Source organism: Brevibacillus sp. YAE8, assembly GCF_057543335.1.
The window spans coordinates 18,990-35,385 of sequence record NZ_BAAIYG010000033.1; the positions used below are offsets into that span (position 1 = coordinate 18,990).

General features: G+C 53.6%; 13 protein-coding genes. 8 read left to right on the top strand and 5 right to left on the bottom strand.

The annotated features are described in order from the left end of the window. The first annotated feature begins 94 nt into the window (after positions 1 to 94). Positions 95 to 781 (top strand): sulfite exporter TauE/SafE family protein, encoded by a 687-nt coding sequence (locus AC27IT_RS24495; RefSeq protein ID WP_025847216.1) that lies wholly within the window; start codon positions 95 to 97, stop codon positions 779 to 781. A gap of 13 nt (positions 782 to 794) precedes the next feature. Here AC27IT_RS24495 and AC27IT_RS24500 read toward each other — a convergent pair whose 3' ends face one another. Then, a complete protein-coding gene (locus tag AC27IT_RS24500; protein WP_235694731.1) occupies positions 795 to 1,235 on the bottom strand; it encodes a FixH family protein in 441 nt (146 codons plus the stop codon). A gap of 142 nt (positions 1,236 to 1,377) precedes the next feature. Between AC27IT_RS24500 and AC27IT_RS24505 the strand changes: the two genes are divergently transcribed. After that, positions 1,378 to 3,564, top strand: a complete 2,187-nt coding sequence (locus tag AC27IT_RS24505) for a heavy metal translocating P-type ATPase (protein ID WP_025847212.1) — start codon at positions 1,378 to 1,380, stop codon at positions 3,562 to 3,564. Positions 3,565 to 3,577: 13 nt separating this feature from the next. On the opposite strand, the gene AC27IT_RS24510 is transcribed toward AC27IT_RS24505, so the two are convergent. Continuing rightward, on the bottom strand, positions 3,578 to 3,943 hold the full coding sequence (locus AC27IT_RS24510; protein ID WP_025847209.1) for an ArsR/SmtB family transcription factor: 366 nt from the start codon (positions 3,941 to 3,943) through the stop codon (positions 3,578 to 3,580). Positions 3,944 to 4,219: 276 nt separating this feature from the next. Here AC27IT_RS24510 and AC27IT_RS24515 point away from each other — a divergent pair, with 276 nt between their 5' ends. The 3 genes from AC27IT_RS24515 (at position 4,220) to AC27IT_RS24525 (ending at position 7,325) form a co-directional block, all read left to right on the top strand. Then, positions 4,220 to 5,428: an NAD(P)/FAD-dependent oxidoreductase gene (locus tag AC27IT_RS24515; RefSeq protein WP_025847206.1), complete on the top strand. Its 1,209-nt coding sequence runs from the start codon at positions 4,220 to 4,222 to the stop codon at positions 5,426 to 5,428. Positions 5,429 to 5,468: 40 nt separating this feature from the next. Then, positions 5,469 to 6,884, top strand: a complete 1,416-nt coding sequence (locus AC27IT_RS24520) for an MBL fold metallo-hydrolase (protein WP_025847204.1) — start codon at positions 5,469 to 5,471, stop codon at positions 6,882 to 6,884. A 144-nt stretch (positions 6,885 to 7,028) separates the two neighbouring features. Continuing rightward, complete coding sequence (locus AC27IT_RS24525; RefSeq protein WP_025847202.1) at positions 7,029 to 7,325, top strand: hypothetical protein; 297 nt, start codon at positions 7,029 to 7,031, stop codon at positions 7,323 to 7,325. Positions 7,326 to 7,509: 184 nt separating this feature from the next. Here the strand turns inward: AC27IT_RS24525 and AC27IT_RS24530 are convergent, their stop codons facing one another. Both AC27IT_RS24530 and AC27IT_RS24535 read right to left on the bottom strand, forming a co-directional pair. Further along, positions 7,510 to 8,052: a hypothetical protein gene (locus tag AC27IT_RS24530; protein WP_487092147.1), complete on the bottom strand. Its 543-nt coding sequence runs from the start codon at positions 8,050 to 8,052 to the stop codon at positions 7,510 to 7,512. Positions 8,053 to 8,124: 72 nt separating this feature from the next. Further along, positions 8,125 to 8,943, bottom strand: coding sequence for a hypothetical protein (locus AC27IT_RS24535; RefSeq protein ID WP_487092148.1), 819 nt, complete (start codon positions 8,941 to 8,943; stop codon positions 8,125 to 8,127). Positions 8,944 to 9,610: 667 nt separating this feature from the next. Here AC27IT_RS24535 and AC27IT_RS24540 point away from each other — a divergent pair. Beyond that, complete coding sequence (locus AC27IT_RS24540) at positions 9,611 to 11,842, top strand: heavy metal translocating P-type ATPase (RefSeq protein WP_487092149.1); 2,232 nt, start codon at positions 9,611 to 9,613, stop codon at positions 11,840 to 11,842. A 90-nt stretch (positions 11,843 to 11,932) separates the two neighbouring features. On the opposite strand, the gene AC27IT_RS24545 is transcribed toward AC27IT_RS24540, so the two are convergent. Continuing rightward, complete coding sequence (locus AC27IT_RS24545; protein WP_487092150.1) at positions 11,933 to 13,939, bottom strand: ABC transporter ATP-binding protein; 2,007 nt, start codon at positions 13,937 to 13,939, stop codon at positions 11,933 to 11,935. A 290-nt stretch (positions 13,940 to 14,229) separates the two neighbouring features. On the opposite strand from AC27IT_RS24545, the gene AC27IT_RS24550 reads away from it, so the two are divergent. Both AC27IT_RS24550 and AC27IT_RS24555 read left to right on the top strand, forming a co-directional pair. Further along, positions 14,230 to 15,129 (top strand): phosphotransferase family protein, encoded by a 900-nt coding sequence (locus tag AC27IT_RS24550; RefSeq protein WP_025847193.1) that lies wholly within the window; start codon positions 14,230 to 14,232, stop codon positions 15,127 to 15,129. 45 nt (positions 15,130 to 15,174) lie between these two features. Continuing rightward, entirely contained in the window at positions 15,175 to 16,371 is a 1,197-nt protein-coding gene (locus AC27IT_RS24555; protein ID WP_025847191.1) for a DUF3880 domain-containing protein, read from the top strand. Positions 16,372 to 16,396 lie beyond the last annotated feature (25 nt).

Sequence of the window (16,396 nt, forward strand, 5' to 3'; positions counted from 1 at the left end):
TTCCGACGCAGAGGCAAATGCAAATTCGCGGAAAAGTGCCCGGACGGCGAACAGCGTAAAACCATACTTTTTTCCGACAAAGAGGGGCTGCGGGATGAATACTGGACTCTACGATTACTGGCTCGTCTTTCTGGCAGGCTTGTTCAGCGCTCCCCACTGCCTGGGGATGTGCGGCGGGATCATGTCGGCCATGACGCTTCAGTCCAAAGCGTCTCTGTTGCAAACGATTCTGGCTTACAATGCGGGCCGGATTGTGACGTATATGGCCGTAGGCGCATTCATGGGTTTCGCCGGGTCGTTTGTGAATGCGGCAGGCGTGGTCATCGGATTGCAGGGCATTGCCAATATCGCCGGAGGGCTGTTCATCATTCTCTGGGTCGTCAAAAAGTTCGCTTTGCCCTTGGACAAATACAGCCCGCTCCAGCTTTCGTCCGCGCAAAAGTTGTTGCACCTGCTCAAATCACGGCAAGGAATCGCGCCAGTGCTGGTCAGCGGGCTTTTGCTCGGCTTTTTGCCGTGCGGGCTGACCTATACGATGCATATGAAAGCAGCCGCGACCGGAAGCATGGCGCAAGGGATGGCGACTTTGGGCGTGTTTGGCCTGGGCACTTTGCCCGCGCTCGTGGCGATCGGCCTGTTTTCCTTCGTTCTGACCAAAACACTCCGTTCCAAGGTGCTGCTCGTCGGCAACGCGCTCGCGTTATGTATCGGAATCTTGTCTGTTTTGCGCGGCCTGGCGATCAACGGCTGGATTCCTACCGTCAATCCGTGGCTGTGGTAGGCGAAGCGGCGGCTCATGGCTCGACGCGAAAAGGATAGGCGGCGCTCATGGCTTTGCCGTCTAGCTCGAATGTAATCGTAGCCAGCCAATCGCCCAGCATGGTCGGCACGATTTGCGCGACGTACGCGCCTTCCTTTTCCTTCACGGCCGCGAAGACGATTGCCCCGTGGTCCATGTTCGGCATGGTCAGGGAGACGGATACGGTAGCAGTTTCCAGCTTGGCTGCATGCTCGGCCGGAACGGTTATGCGCAGCGTGTTTTCTTGCACATTTTTGGCCGGGGACGGATCGAGCGCTACTTGCAAAGGAATCGACAGCTCCTCAAGCATCGGCGTGTTCGCTTGCTGCGTGCCAGCGGTACTGGCGTGCCCGGCATGGTCCTGGGAGGCGCAGCCAATGAGGGCGAACAGAGCCAACAGCAGGCACGACAGCCGAAGGGCGACGGATTTGCGCATCATTTTCACCACTTTCCCATGAGTTACAAGCTTCCCTATCGTATTCACGGCCGCTGCCGTTCATACTTCATCTTCTACGAAATTGTCCTGGCGCATAGGTTGGACATGAGGACATGTTCGGAAGCTGAAGGGGAGTTTTTTCATGACCATCCACCAAACGTATCAGGTTACAGGCATGACCTGCGCAGCGTGTGCCAACCGGATTGAGAAACGGCTGCGCAAGGTCCAGGGTGTGCAGGAGGTACACGTCAATCTGACGACCAACAAGGCGCGGGTAGCCTTTGACCCTTCGCAAACCAACGATCAGGAGATCATGACGAAAATCGAACAGCTCGGTTTTTCCGCGAGCTTGAAGCAGGAAGAGACGCAAGGGGAAAAAAGGGCGCTGCTCTGGCGGTTTATTTTCTCGGCCATTCTGACGATGCCGCTGTTGTGGGCGATGGCGGCGCATTTTTCTGTGACGTCGTTTCTATGGGTGCCGCCTTTGTTTCTGGCGCCTTTGTTCCAGTTCGCGCTGACCCTGCCGATTCAGTTGTTCATCGGGCAATCGTTTTACATCGGGGCGTGGAACGCCTTGAAAAACCGCTCGGCCAACATGGACGTGCTGGTCGTGCTGAGCACCTCGACCGCTTTTTTGTACAGCCATTACTTGACCTTTACGACCATCGGGCAGGCGAATCACGGCCTGACTGTCTACTACGAGTCTTGCGCGGTAATCTTCACGTTTTTACTGCTGGGCAAATATTTGGAGGCGATGGCGAAGGACCGGACGAAACATGCCATCGGACAACTGCACGAACTGCAACCGGCGCTGGCGCATGTGGTGCGCGGCGAAGAGGTGTGTACGGTTCCTGTCGAGCAGCTTGCGGTGGGCGATATTTTTCTCGTCAAGCCAGGCGAGCGGGTACCGACGGACGGGATCGTGCTGGAAGGGCACGCGAGCGTCGACCAGTCGATGTTCACGGGGGAAAGCCTGCCTGTAGAAAAATGGAGCGGGCATTCCGTAATCGGGGCGACGCTGAACCAGAGCGGCTGGCTGAAGGTCAAGGCGACGAAGGTCGGGGAAGACACGGCGCTGACGCAGGTGATCCGCACGGTGGAGGAAGCGCAGTTGTCGAAGGCGCCGATCCAGCGGGTGGCGGATGAAATTACCGATGTGTTTGTGCCGATCATCATTGCGATTGCCGCTGTGACGTTTTTGGCCTGGTACTACGTCTTTGCGCCTCAAGACTTGGGCGGGGCGCTGGAAAAGGCGATTGCCGTCCTCATTATCGCTTGTCCGTGCGCACTCGGGCTGGCTACTCCCATGTCGATCCTAGTCGTATCCGGCAGAGCGGCGCAGATGGGCATTCTGTTCAAGCAGGGAAAGTATTTGGAGGCGTTGCAAAAGATCGACACGATTGTGTTTGACAAAACAGGCACGTTGAGCAGAGGGGCGCACGAGGTCGTCGGCGTCAACACGCGCGGATGGAGCGAGGCGGCGTTTTGGCGCCTGGTGGCCGGGGCGGAAATGACCTCTGAGCACCCGTTGGCGGCAACGATTGTGGCCTATGCGAAAAAACAGGGGCTGTCCATCCCGACAGCCACGTCCTTTTCCTCGCTGCCCGGCTATGGAATCGAGGCGATAGTGGAAGGGCATGCAGTGGTGGTGGGTTCCCCCAAGCTGCTGACCCGAAACAACGTGGACATCGGCACTGTGCTCGATCAGTTGGTGCGGCACGGAGCGGAAGGGAAAATGGTGCTGCTCGCAGCCATCGACGGGCGGCTGGCCGGGTATGTGGTGCTGTCGGACCAGTTGAAAAGAGACGCGAAAAAAGCGGTCGCCCAACTGCGAAAAATGGGCAAGGACATCATCATGATTACGGGAGACAACCCATATACGGCGAAAAGCGTGGCGAGACAGGCGGGAATCGAGCAAGTGTACGCGGGAGTGCTGCCTGCCCAAAAGGCGGAGTTGATCTTGCGCCTGCAAGAAAAAGGGAAAAAAATCGCCATGGTCGGCGACGGGGTCAACGACGCGCCTGCTCTGACCGCAGCGAGCGTCGGCATTGCGCTGGGAACGGGAGCGGACATTTCCAAGGATTCAGCCGATGTCGTCATCATGCACGGCGAGGTAAAAGGGGTGGTCCACGCTATCCGGCTCAGCCAAATGGCGATGAAAAACATCCGGCAAAACTTGTTTTGGGCTTTTTTTTACAATGCGATCGCAATTCCGGCGACAATGCTCGGCTTTTTGGCGCCGTGGCTGGCAGGAATCGCCATGGCGTTCAGCTCGCTGTCGGTCGTGCTGAATTCCTTGCGCTTGCGAAAAGGGCGCATGGAAAAATAAAAAAACCGAGCGATCACGTAGCTCGGACAGTCGATTTCTGTTCTTTGGCATGCTCTACTCCCGCTGAGATCAGATGGCGCACGTGGTCATCGTCCAGCGAATAAAAGACGAGCTTGCCTTCTTTGCGGTATTTGGCCAGGCCCATGTTGCGCAGAAGCCGCAAATGATGCGAGGTGTTGGCGATGGAGCTGCCGATGATGGCTGCGACGTCACAGACGCACAGTTCGTCTTCCATGGACAAAATATGAATGATTTTCGCCCGGGTGTCGTCGGCGAGCGCCTTGAAAATTTTCGCTACCCCTTCGGATTCTGTAGCGTACGGCTTCAAGCGACTGACTTTTTCTTCGTCATAGCATTGAATCTCACAGATGTCGTCCACCGTAAAAATCACCTCTTGCTTACTTCAATGTCCTACTATTATAGACATTCGCGCGAAAAGAGAAAAGGCATTTTGCAGTCCCGGCTGGCAAGAATGCGGACTGGGCATATAACTCCAACGATTAGGCTCATTTTCCGCGGGCGATCGTCATAGCTCTTTGATAGGGGAGTTTTCCTGATTATTCCAGAAAACCTCAAGGCTGCTGCCTGCCCGTGGCAGGGCGAGCGGCTAAGCGCCCCTTCTAGCACAGTGTCAAAAGAGATGAGGTGGAGGATTATGCCAAAGACGGGTCAACAGACGCGTTACAAGCTGGTAATTGTGGGAGGCGGGAGTGCAGGCATCACGGTCGCAGCGCAACTCCTGCGCAAATCGCGCGAACTCGCGGGGCAGATTGCCATTGTCGATGATGCGGCCAAGCACTACTATCAGCCGTTGTGGACGCTTGCAGGTGCCGGAGTTGTCAGCAGGGAGGTGACCGTACGCGACGAAGCGGCGGTCATTCCGAGAGGCGCGATATGGGTCAGAGGGGCCGTCACGCAATTTTTGCCAAAAGACAACGCCGTCATGACGGCGTCCGGAAACAAGCTGCACTACGACTATCTGGTTGTCGCAGCCGGAATCCAGATCGATTGGGACAAAGTAAAAGGTCTCAAGGAGAGCATCGGCAAAGCAGGCGTGTGCAGCAACTACTCGTACGACTACGTCGCGAGCACATGGGAGAGCATCCGCCAGTTTCAGGGCGGGACGGCGATCTTCACCCAGCCGAATACCCCGGTGAAATGCGGCGGCGCTCCGCAAAAAATCATGTACCTGGCGGACGATTACTTTCGCCGGTCGGGTGTGCGCTCGCAATCCATCGTCCGGTTTGTTTCGGGGGCGTCGACTATTTTCGGCGTGCAAAAGTATGCCGATGCCTTGCAGAAGGTCGTCGACAGAAAACAGATTTATACAAGCTTCCAGCACAACCTCGTGGAGATTCGCGCGGACCAAAAGCAAGCGGTATTCGAAAACGTGAATACCCGCGAGCTCGTGCCGATGGCCTACGATATGATTCACGTCGTGCCGCCGATGAGCGCCCCTGATTTTATCAAAAAAAGCCCGCTCGCCGCTGCTGACGGCTGGCTGGACGTGGATAAGCATACGCTGCAGCACACGCGTTTTGCCAACGTTTTCGGGCTCGGGGATTGCGCCAATCTGCCGACCTCCAAAACAGGCGCGGCCATCCGCAAGCAGGCTCCGGTCGTCGTGCAAAACCTGCTGTCGCAAATCAACGGCAAGCCGGACTATCGGCAATACAACGGCTATACTTCCTGCCCGCTCGTAACGGGCTACGGCAAATTGATTTTGGCGGAATTTGATTACGAGCAGATTCCGCGGGAGACGTTTCCGTTCGATCAATCGCGCGAACGGCGCAGCATGTACTGGTTGAAAAAAGAGCTGCTTCCCGTCATGTATTGGCACGGCATGCTCAAAGGCAGGGTGTAGGACAGACAAACGCGGATAAGTAATGAAGGAGGGCGACGGTATGCTGCTCAAATATTTTTACGACGACAAATTGGCCCAGGCTTCCTATCTGGTCGGCTGCCAGGCGGCAGGCGAAGCGATTGTGATTGATCCGGCGCGCGACATCGAGCAGTATGTGCAGACGGCAAAAGCAAACGGCGTGCAGATTGTCGGCGTGACGGAAACCCATATCCATGCCGACTTCCTCTCCGGTGCGCGGGAACTCGCGGCCAGACTCGGAGCCGTCCTCTATTTGTCAGACGAAGGAGGGCCGCAGTGGCACTACGCATACGCCGCCGGGTACAGCCACCGCTTGCTCAAAGACGGGGATACATTCCAGATCGGCAAGCTGGCCTTCGAGGTGCTCCACACGCCAGGACATACGCCGGAGCATATTGCGCTGCTCTTGACGGACGGCGGCTCGCCAGCGAATGAACCGATTGGCATTTTTACCGGGGACTTCGTGTTTGTCGGTGACGTCGGCCGCCCGGACCTGCTGGAAAAAGCGGCGAACGTGAGCGGCTCCGCCGAAGAGCTGGCGCGCCAAATGTTTCACTCGCTGACGCGCTTCAAGCAGCTCCCCGACTATTTGCAAGTCTGGCCGGGGCACGGGGCCGGCAGTGCGTGCGGCAAGGCGATCGGGGCCGTCCAGTCGTCGACGGTCGGGTATGAGAAGCGCACGAATTGGGCGTTGCAGCATGAAAATGAACAGGAGTTCGTGCAAAGCTTGCTTGCGGGCCAGCCTGAGCCGCCGACTTATTTTGCGATGATGAAGCATTGGAACAAAGTAGGGCCGCGGCTGGTGCAGCAAATAGCCGCTCCTGTGCATGCAGAAGCCTCCATCAGCGTAGTGGAAGCGTGGACGAAACGGGGCGTTGTCGTGGATACCCGTCCGCCAGGCTTATTTGCCAAAAAACATGTGCCGGGAGTCATCAACCTGCCGTACGACAAATCTTTTCCCACATGGGCGGGCTGGCTGCTGGACTATGAACGCCCCGTGTACCTGCTCGTCGACCAGCAGTCCGTTCCTGCTGTTTTGAAAGATTTGCAGTCGATTGGGGTGGATCAGGTAGCTGGTGTGATGGACCCTGCTGTCTACGAGCTTGCTTGCGATTCGCGGTTTGAATCCTACGCAGAAATCACGCCTGGGGAGGCGCGAGAGCAGGTGCAGGCAGGACAACTGTACGTGCTCGATGTCCGTTACCAAAAAGAGTGGGAGGCAGGCGCTATCCCGGGAGCGAAGCACATCATGCTCGGCTACTTGCCAGAGCGCATGCAGGAGCTGCCGCGCGATACTCCGATCCTGGTTCAGTGCAAAAGCGGGCGACGATCCGCGGTAGCCGTGAGTTTGCTGCGGGCCAACGGCTTTTCCCGTGTGCAAAATTTGCTCGGCGGCTTTGACGAATGGGCGAGACAAGGCTTTCCGATCGCAAGGTAGCGGGAGCCAGCGGGAGCCAGCGCCCGAGGACGATCAGCGCCTCGCGAGCAATTGCAGAGGATAGCAGTAGTGTCCCTCCCTGTTTTCGTGTAAGATGGACATGATTGCATTTGTACGTGATTGTGAAAACAGGGAGAGAAAGCGATGAGTTTCCAACAAAAATGCGCAAAGTGCCGTTCCAAGAAAATCGACTTTACCGAAACGATCAACCGACCTTTATATATTTCCATCTACGCGGCTGTACTGGTGGTGCTCGGGGGGATCGGCGTCTCCGTGAAAGGAACGCCTGTCATTTTCCTGTTTCTCGGTCTGATGGGCGCATTCGTGCTGTTTGCCGTTCGCATGCACCTGGAAAAGAAAAAAATTCTCAAATGCGTCTGCCTGGACTGTGGCGAGCGTTGGCAAACGGCTGCCAACGCTGCACAGAAGCAGACGAAGTAACGAAAAAAAGGCTCTAGCTCCGCCGCAGTGTCGTTTGCAAAGTTCCAAAAGTCGTGTTGTCCATGCTAGAAAAGAACTGTTTCAACAAACTGGCGATCGTTCCCGGTTCTATACCGTAGAGCGATCGCCAGTTTGCGTTATGGCTGGAGGCCACCACAGTAGATGGAAAGTGAGGATAATTCTGTTACTTCGGAAATTGTTGGATAACCAATTCCAGATCTTTTTTATATGATTCGATTTTTGATTTATCATTGCTGAAAAGCCGATCATCATTTATTTTTTCCATAAGTGTACTTAGTTTCTTTAGTTCATCTCGTTTATTTTGGATTTGTATAAGATCATTCTGTTTAATTAACGATTGTAATTTTTTTAGATAATCTTTGTTATTCTGATATAACGTTAAGATTTCAGACTGCAATTGTTCATCGGCTATTATTTGTTTTGTTTCATCATTGGTTAGGATAATCCCTGGAAGGAAAGTGGGATTATCAACTAGATTACTATCAATCATTCCTGAGATATACGCTAATTTTTCTTTGTCTTTTACGCTAGATAGTTCTTTGGTAATTGTTTTGAACTGATAGATTGAATTTACATGTTGATGTTTAAATACATCCGTTAACGTAATTTGAAATTGATTAGGTAAAGCTTCGGGTGAAATCGTGGTGCAAGAGGTAATCATGAGAGACAAACTAACAAGCAAAAGAAACATTGACATTCTTTTCATTTTTCGTTTCGCCCTTTCTTAAATGATAAGAAGAGCATTCGGTTATTCGAATGCTCTTCTTATATTTTCAAACTACCACTCCAAAGCTCCATCATCCCACACTTGCCAACTTTTTTCTGTCTTGGTTGGCGTAAGTTTAAAAGTTAAGCCACCAGATGGACCCGATTTTTCATAATTAAAGTTTGCTTCGATGTTGGTTCCCCATGTTCTGGTGTCAAAGGTGTGAACATATCTTGCACCAAAATCTAACGTTTCGTTTTTCTTTTTGGTTACATAGACTGCAGCATAAGAGCCGAAGTCTAGTTGATAGTCATGTACATTGAACAAGTAAATTCCCTTTTTACGTTCTGATCCATCCCGAGCTGTTACATACTTTGTACTTCCCACGTTATGGTCGTAATATTCCCCCACAGTAGGATCCCATTCAATAGAGAGTAAGTCATAAGTCGCAGGGTAAAACTCGTTATCGTCTGGATCCCAAGAAGCAATTAGACGATAGTAAGATTGGCCAGTTCGCTTGGCGGTTGTAATCTCGAGGTTGATGTCTGCAGCCTGCATTGCGGTAGTGCCAATTTTACTGTTTTTCTTAGTTTCTAACTCTACTCCAAGCGGCTTTAGTTTATCCGACAATTCTTCGTCGGTTCCGTTATTTTGCATAACTAAGTTGTGGACAAAAGAATCGAACTCTTCGTCAGAAAGGTTGGCAATCGCCGACTTTAACGAATGCTGTTGCGATTTTGTTTGAGTGTCGCTTAATGAAAGAACCTTTTTTGCCAGCTCTTTACTGCTCAAACTCGAATAATCCACTTTTGCTGCATTCGCTGCTGGCACCACTAAGACAGAGGCTAGTAGAACTGTGCAAGTAATCGTAGAGAAAAGATGTTTCTTCAATTTGGTTCTCCTCCATATTAATTTGGTGTTAGTCCGGGAAGGACCTTTCACAATATTAAAATTATCAGAAAGTGAATGAAAATGTTGTCGTATTTTGTAATCTATTAAAAAAAAGTAAAAATATAACATATTTCAACGACTGCGATAATCCACAAAACACGTAACAGAAGTTTTGGCTGCATATGCCCCTGGAAACAGGCCTTGTATAAGACAAATGTAGAGATGAGAATATAGGTGGAAAGGGATCGAAACGCCACTTAATGCGCATGCGCGGCTGAAGTGTGATTAGGAGATTGTGAGTGTGTGATTTGTCTAAAGTGCTATGCCGGGAGGAGTTGATCCTCGTAATAATGGATAGCCTGCTGGATCATCATTTTTTCCGAATGCTGAAAGCTGTACTTGGCCCATATTGCGTTCTGCAGCGATCACTCATTGGACATTAGGGGATATCATCTGACGAGAGCCAATTTTATATTGTCAGGTCAGCCAGCGTTTTCTGGTTGGCCTTTTTTCATGGGGAACAAATAGGCGCAAAACTTTAAAAATCTTCACTTGAACCAGAAACTGGTATCCGATAATATAATAATTAAATATTTGTTTGAATGTTTGTTGGATGGACGCGGAAGCAGTTGGGGAAAATAGATGCTTGGGAAATAGGTGAGAGCTTATGTCAAATCAACCAAAACAAGGCGGGTGCTGCAGCGGGCACCATTGCAGCTCGGAGCATACCCATGACAAAAAAATTCTCACGGTGCTGGAGCCAGCCGCCGCGATCGCTTCGGACGGCGCGGGCGTTTTGTCTGCGCAGGCGATTGTGTATCGCGTGCATGGCATGGACTGCAGCTCGTGCGCGAAGTCATTGGAGCGGCACATGAAGTCGCTGCCTGCGGTAAAGGAAGTGAGCGTCAACTTTTCCACCGGAAAAATGCAGCTCGTCTCCGACGGACTGCAGGACGAAGCCGTCATCAAGGAAGTCGCCAAGGCAGGCTACAGCGCCAAACGGCTTGAGCGGCGAACAGCCCGCGAGGCGGTCCAAAACGATCGCGCAGGCACCGTCCTCACATCACTGTCCGGCGCGTTTCTGGCGCTTGGCTTTTTGGTTTCGCTGACCAGCGCCTCTCCGTCGGTCAGCACGATTTTGTACGCCCTGTCCATTATCAGCGGCGGCTACCGCCCGGCGCGCAGCGCTTTTTACGCGATCAAGAGCAAGTCGCTGGACATGAACGTCTTGATGTCCGTAGCGGCGCTCGGCGCAGCGCTGATCGGAGAGTGGCTGGAGGGAGCGACAGTTGTCTGGCTGTTTTCCATCGGCAATCTGCTGCAGACCAAGTCCATTGAGAAGACGCGCGATTCGATCCGCAACCTGATGGATTTGGCTCCGCCTGAAGCGTGGGTGAAAAAAGGCGATGCGCTGACGAGAATGTCCGTAGAAGAGATTGGCGTAGGCGACGTGATCGTGGTCAAACCGGGGGAGAAAATCCCGCTCGACGGCGATATTTTGTCCGGACATTCCAGCGTGAATCAGGCCCCGATTACCGGGGAGTCCATCCCGGTCGACAAGCAGGCGGGCGACGCGGTGTTCGCAGGCAGCGTGAATGAAAGCGGCGCTCTGGAAATCAAGGTGACAAAGCTCGTCGAGGATACGGCGATTGCGCGCATCATTCATCTGGTGGAGGAGGCCCAGGAGAAAAAGGCTCCGACTCAGGCGTTCGTCGACAAGTTCGCCGCCATGTACACGCCAATCGTGCTTGTTCTCGCTTTGCTCGTGATCGTGTTCCCTCCCGTGCTCGGCATGGGCACGTGGGGAGAATGGTTTTACAAGGCGCTGGAGCTGCTTGTGGTCGCGTGCCCGTGCGCATTGGTCATCTCGACGCCCGTTGCCATCGTATCGGCGATCGGAAACGCAGCGCGAAACGGCGTGCTGATAAAAGGCGGGACATTTCTGGAGCGGGCCGGAGCGATTGAGGCGATTGCCTTTGACAAAACAGGCACGCTGACAGAGGGCAAGCCGCGCGTGACGCAGGTGGTGGCCGCAGGCGAGACGGAGGAAGCCATCCTCGCGATTGCCAGAACGATGGAGGAGCGCTCCAGCCATCCGATTGCCCAGGCGATTGTGGCATACGCCAAGGAAAAGCAGGTAGCGGCGCTCGCGGGCAAGGACTTCCAGGCGCTGGTGGGAAAAGGCGTTCAGGCGACGATTCATGGCGAAGTGTACTACGCCGGAAAGCCCGCGCTGTTTGCCGAGCTGGGCGTAGACATGAGCGCCTGGCAGGAGCAGATCGCGTCTTTGCAAGCGGAAGGCAACACGCTGATCGTGATCGGCACCCGCCAAAAGCTGCTTGGCATGATCGCAGTGGCCGATACGATCCGCGAGATTACCGTCGGCGCGATCAGCAAGCTGAAAGCGGCCGGGATCAGCGAGATCATCATGCTGACAGGCGACAATGCGGGAACGGCGAAAAAGGTAGCGGCCCAGACGGGCGTAGACCGTTATTTTGCCGAGCTGCTCCCGCAGGACAAGGTGGAAGCGGTGAAAAAGCTGCAACAGGAGGGCAAAGTCGTCGCAATGGTCGGGGACGGCATCAACGACGCGCCTGCGCTGGCAACTGCCGACCTGGGCATCGCGATGGGCGGAGCAGGGACGGATACCGCGATGGAAACAGCCGATATCGTCCTGATGGCCGACAATCTGGAAAAGTTGCCGCACACCGTCAGAATCAGCCGCAAAGCGCTGGTGATTATCAAGCAAAACATCTGGTTTTCCATCGTGGTGAAGCTGGCCGCACTCGTGCTGATTTTTCCGGGCTGGCTGACCTTGTGGCTGGCAGTCTTAAGCGACACGGGCGCTGCTTTGCTGGTCATTTTAAACAGCATGCGCCTGCTCAGAATGAAGCCTTGACAGATGAAAAAGCAAAAGGGAGAAGAGCCAAGGCTCTCTCCCTTTTTGGTATGGCATGCGTGTACGCGTTTGCACGTTTTTGCACGAGTCTTACACCAGCACGCCGCCGCCGTAGCGTTCAAATTCTTTCTGGGTGCAGGCGACATAGTGGCCTGGCTCGATTTCCCGCAGCACTCTTTCCTCGTCCTGGTTTTGCAGGTACTCCTGATCGTCGAACACAATCCGTTTGCGGTTGCGCTCGTAATCCGGATCTGGCAAAGGAATCGCAGAGAGCAGGGACTTGGTGTACGGGTGAATCGGATTTTCGTACAGGCGGTTGCTTTCCGCCAACTCGACGATGCGGCCGCGGTACATGACGCCGATGCGGTCGCTGATGTATTTCACCATCGACAGGTCATGGGCGATGAACAGATAGGTCAGCCCTTTTTCTTTTTGCAGACGTTTGAGCAGGTTGATGACCTGCGCCTGGATGGATACGTCCAGTGCGGAGATCGGCTCGTCGGCAATGATAAACTCAGGATCGACTGCGAGAGCGCGCGCGATACCGATGCGCTGGCGCTGCCCGCCGCTGAACTCATGCGGGTAACGGTTGGCGTGCTCGCGGTTGAGACCGACCGTTTCCAAAAGCTCATGTACTTTCGCAATGCGCTGCTCTTTAGTAGCGAGCTTGTGGATATCCAGACCTTCCGCGATAATATCGGATACAGTCAGACGAGGATTCAGGGACGAATACGGGTCCTGGAAAATCATCTGGATTTTGCGGTTCAGCCATTTTTTCTCTTCGCCTGATTTTTTGCCGTGGACGTTTTTGCCTTTGAACAGCACTTCGCCGTCAGTGGCGTCATACAGGCGCAGGATCGTCCGGCCCGTAGTGGATTTTCCACACCCGGATTCGCCTACGAGTCCGAAAATCTCGCCTTTGTAGATGTCAAAAGTAATGCCGTCGACAGCCTTCAAGACTTGTCCGCCGCCAAGGTCGAAATGCTGCTTCAAGTTTTTGACTTCCACGATCTTCTCGCGCTGGTCGTACGAGATCGTTGCTTTCGGACGCGAGCTTTCGACTTTCTTCGCCTCTGCAGAAGCAGTCTTGCGTCGCACAGCAGAAGCGGGCGGGTCGATCTGTGGAGCCATTTCGTGCAGCAGCCAGGTTGCCGCATAGTGCGTGTCGGAAATTTTGAACATCGGCGGCTCGTATTCCAGATCGACTTTCAGGGCGTACGGATTGCGCGCAGCAAACGCATCGCCGACAGGCGGCTTGAACATGTCTGGCGGGGAGCCAGGAATAGACATCAGCTCTTCGTCGTCCGTATCGAGGCTAGGCATCGAGCCGAGCAGGCCCCATGTGTACGGATGCTTGGGATCGTAGAAAATCTCGTCGACTTTTCCGATCTCGACGATTTTTCCCGCGTACATGACAGCTACGCGGTCAGCCATGTTGGCTACGACGCCGAGGTCGTGGGTAATGAAGATGATCGAGGTGCCCATTTTTTTCTGAATGTCTTTGAGCAGCTCCAAAATTTGCGCCTGAATGGAAACGTCGAGCGCGGTCGTCGGCTCGTCGGCAATGATGACTTTAGGATTGCAGGCGAGGGCGATCGCAATGACAATCCGTTGGCGCATCCCGCCGGAGAATTGGTGCGGGTATTGATCGACGCGTTCTTTTGCGAACGGAATCCCGACCAGCTCCAACAGCTCGACGGCGCGGGTGCGCGCTTCGGAACGGCTCAGCTTTTGGTGCTTGATGAAGCTCTCCATGATTTGGTTCCCGATCGTCATGGTCGGGTTGAGAGAGGTCATCGGATCCTGGAAAATCATCGAAATATCGCGGCCGCGAACGTCCTGCATTTCTTTTTCCGACAGGGTGACCAAATCTCTTCCTTCGAACAGGACTTGTCCTTTCGGAATACGTCCCGGAGGAGAAGGGATGAGTCGCATGAGAGCTTGCGAGGTAACCGATTTTCCGGAGCCGGACTCGCCCACGATGGCCAGAGTCTCTCCTTTGTGCAAGTCGAAGGAAACCCCCCGCACCGCTTTTACCTCACCTGCATACGTATCAAAAGACACGTGTAAGTCCTTTACTTCCAAAACTTTTTCCATAGAATCCTCCCTTTCTCTATATATGTTTTTGTGAGTAAACAACCCGCCATTTATGTGTAACAATCTCTCTAGTATGAATTTTTACGAAAATGAAAATCATTATCACCATTATACTATATTTGCTGAGTATTGTTAAAAAATTTTTTTCCATGAGCACGTTTATATCGGCAAAGCCCCAAATGTTGCTAGGCAGGCTTCATTAGGGGCTTTTTTATCGTTGCCTTTCGTGAGCCAAGTCATACAATACATCAACTGAGTTAGAACGCAGTCTGGAAAGGGGCGTATTTCGTGTGCAACTCGAGCCTTTGCGCAAGCTGCTGCAAGAGCGATATCCAGAGCTACGTAACGAAACATTCCGGGTGGACGATACAGGCTGGAGCAATTTCGTCGTCATCGTGGGAGAAAAAATGATTTTTCGCTTCCCCAAGACCGAAGAAGCCAAAGCGATTATCAGCCGGGAGACGCAAATTTTGCCACAGCTTGAGTCGATGGTGCCTGTGGCGATTCCGCAGTTTGTCTATTCTTCTGCGCCGACCGACGACATCAAGTACGTAGGCTATCCGATGATTTTCGGCAAGCCGCTTTACCGCGAAGAGATGAACGGGCTGTCCGGGCAGGAGCAAGAGAAGGTAGCGGAGGCGATTGGCGGCTTTCTGAGCGGTCTGCATGCCTACCCGCTGGAAAAGTCGTTCGACAAGGCGATTGATCCGGGGTTGACCCGGCTCTTTTACGAGAACTTTCTGGCACGGATCGAGCGGAAGGCTTTTTCCTACATGCCTGTCGAGCTGCAACGGTGGACCCGGCAAACCTTTCAGTCGTTTTTGGCGAACCCGGACTACTTCCGGTTCAAGCCGGCCTTGCTGCACAACGACTTGAAGCCGGAGCATCTGCTCTACGACTTTGAAAAAAGGCAACTGAGCGGGATTATCGACTTCGGAGCGATGGGGGTAGGCGACCCTGCCTATGATTTTGTCGGCATATACCGGGCGTACGGCGCGGCTTTTACCCAAAAAGTGCTGAGCCATTACACCCGGGAGATTGACGCCAGATTTTTGGAGCGGATCACAACGTTTTACGTCAAGACCATCAGCTTCTGGACGCTCTTTTACGGCATTGACAGCCAAAATGAAAAGCTCATCCAGTACGGGCTTGGAAAGCTGCAGGCATTTGCCAAACCAAAAAGGACGTAAACCGTAATCGGGTGGAAACAGAAGGAAGGACGGCGAGGTGAGGAAATGCGCGTACTGTTTTTGGAAAGTCATCCGATGTGGATTCACGGGCTGCCAAACGGGTTTCGCGACTCTGGACACGATGTGATGATCTCGGGGCCGCTGACGGAGCAAAACATTCCCGAGATGCTGGGAGAGTTTCAGCCGGATTTGATCGTCATGATCGGCTGGGGGCCGGAGCAGACACCCGTCAAGCTGGACTGGATTTTTCGGCATGTCCGGCAAACAGAGGTGCCGCTCGTTTACTGGGCGACAGAAGACCCTACGTTTACAGAGAGCTTTACGATGCCGCTTATTCAAAGAGTGCAGCCCGATTTCGTCTTTACCATTTGCCCAAAGCGCCTGGATTATTACGCGGAGCGGGGGATCAAGGCGGCACACATGGATTTCGGATTTCACTCCAGCATCCATTGTCCCGTTCCGGCCGAGGAGGCGTATCGCACCTCCATCGCCGTTGTTGCCAACGCTTATCCGCATGTATTTGAGCAGTATAGCGGCCATTATCGGCTTGTTTCGCTGTTTACACTGATTCGCCCTCTGCTTCACGAGGGCATGCGCATCGACTTTTACGGGCGGGACTGGGATAAAATGAAGCCGTATTTGGGCATGGACATTCCATCAGAGTGGATTCACGGCTATTTGTCTTACCCGGATGCCCACAAAGTCTACAGCTCGGCAGACATCATGATCGGCCTGCAAAACTACGAGACGCAGCTCACACAGCGGACATATGAGATTTTAGGCTCGGGCGGGTTTCTCGTCACCCAGGATACAGAGGCCGTCCGCAGCATGTTCACGTCCGGAAAAGAACTGGTCGCGGCTGCTTCTGCCACAGATACGCTGCAAATCATCGAGCATTACTTGCAGCATCCAGAGAAGCGAAAAGAAATCCGCGAGCAGGGAAGACGGGCTGTGAGCCACGCCAACTATCAGCATCGCGCCGACTACATGGTGCAGGTGCTGCAAGAGCAAGGGCTTTTGCCGCAAACGCTCGCCACTGCGGCAGGGCAAGGCCAGTTGATCTCGTACGCGGACCTGATTCGCGAGCGGTACGAGGTGCACGATGTCCGCCCCGGCGATACGCTGTGGAAAATTGCCCAGGCTTACGGCGTGACCATCGAGCACATTATGAAGGAAAACGGGCTGACTTCCTATGATATATACGTCGATCAATATTTGAAAATCAGGGAGCGACAGCAGTAAAAGCAAACTGACGTGGTGGAGGGAG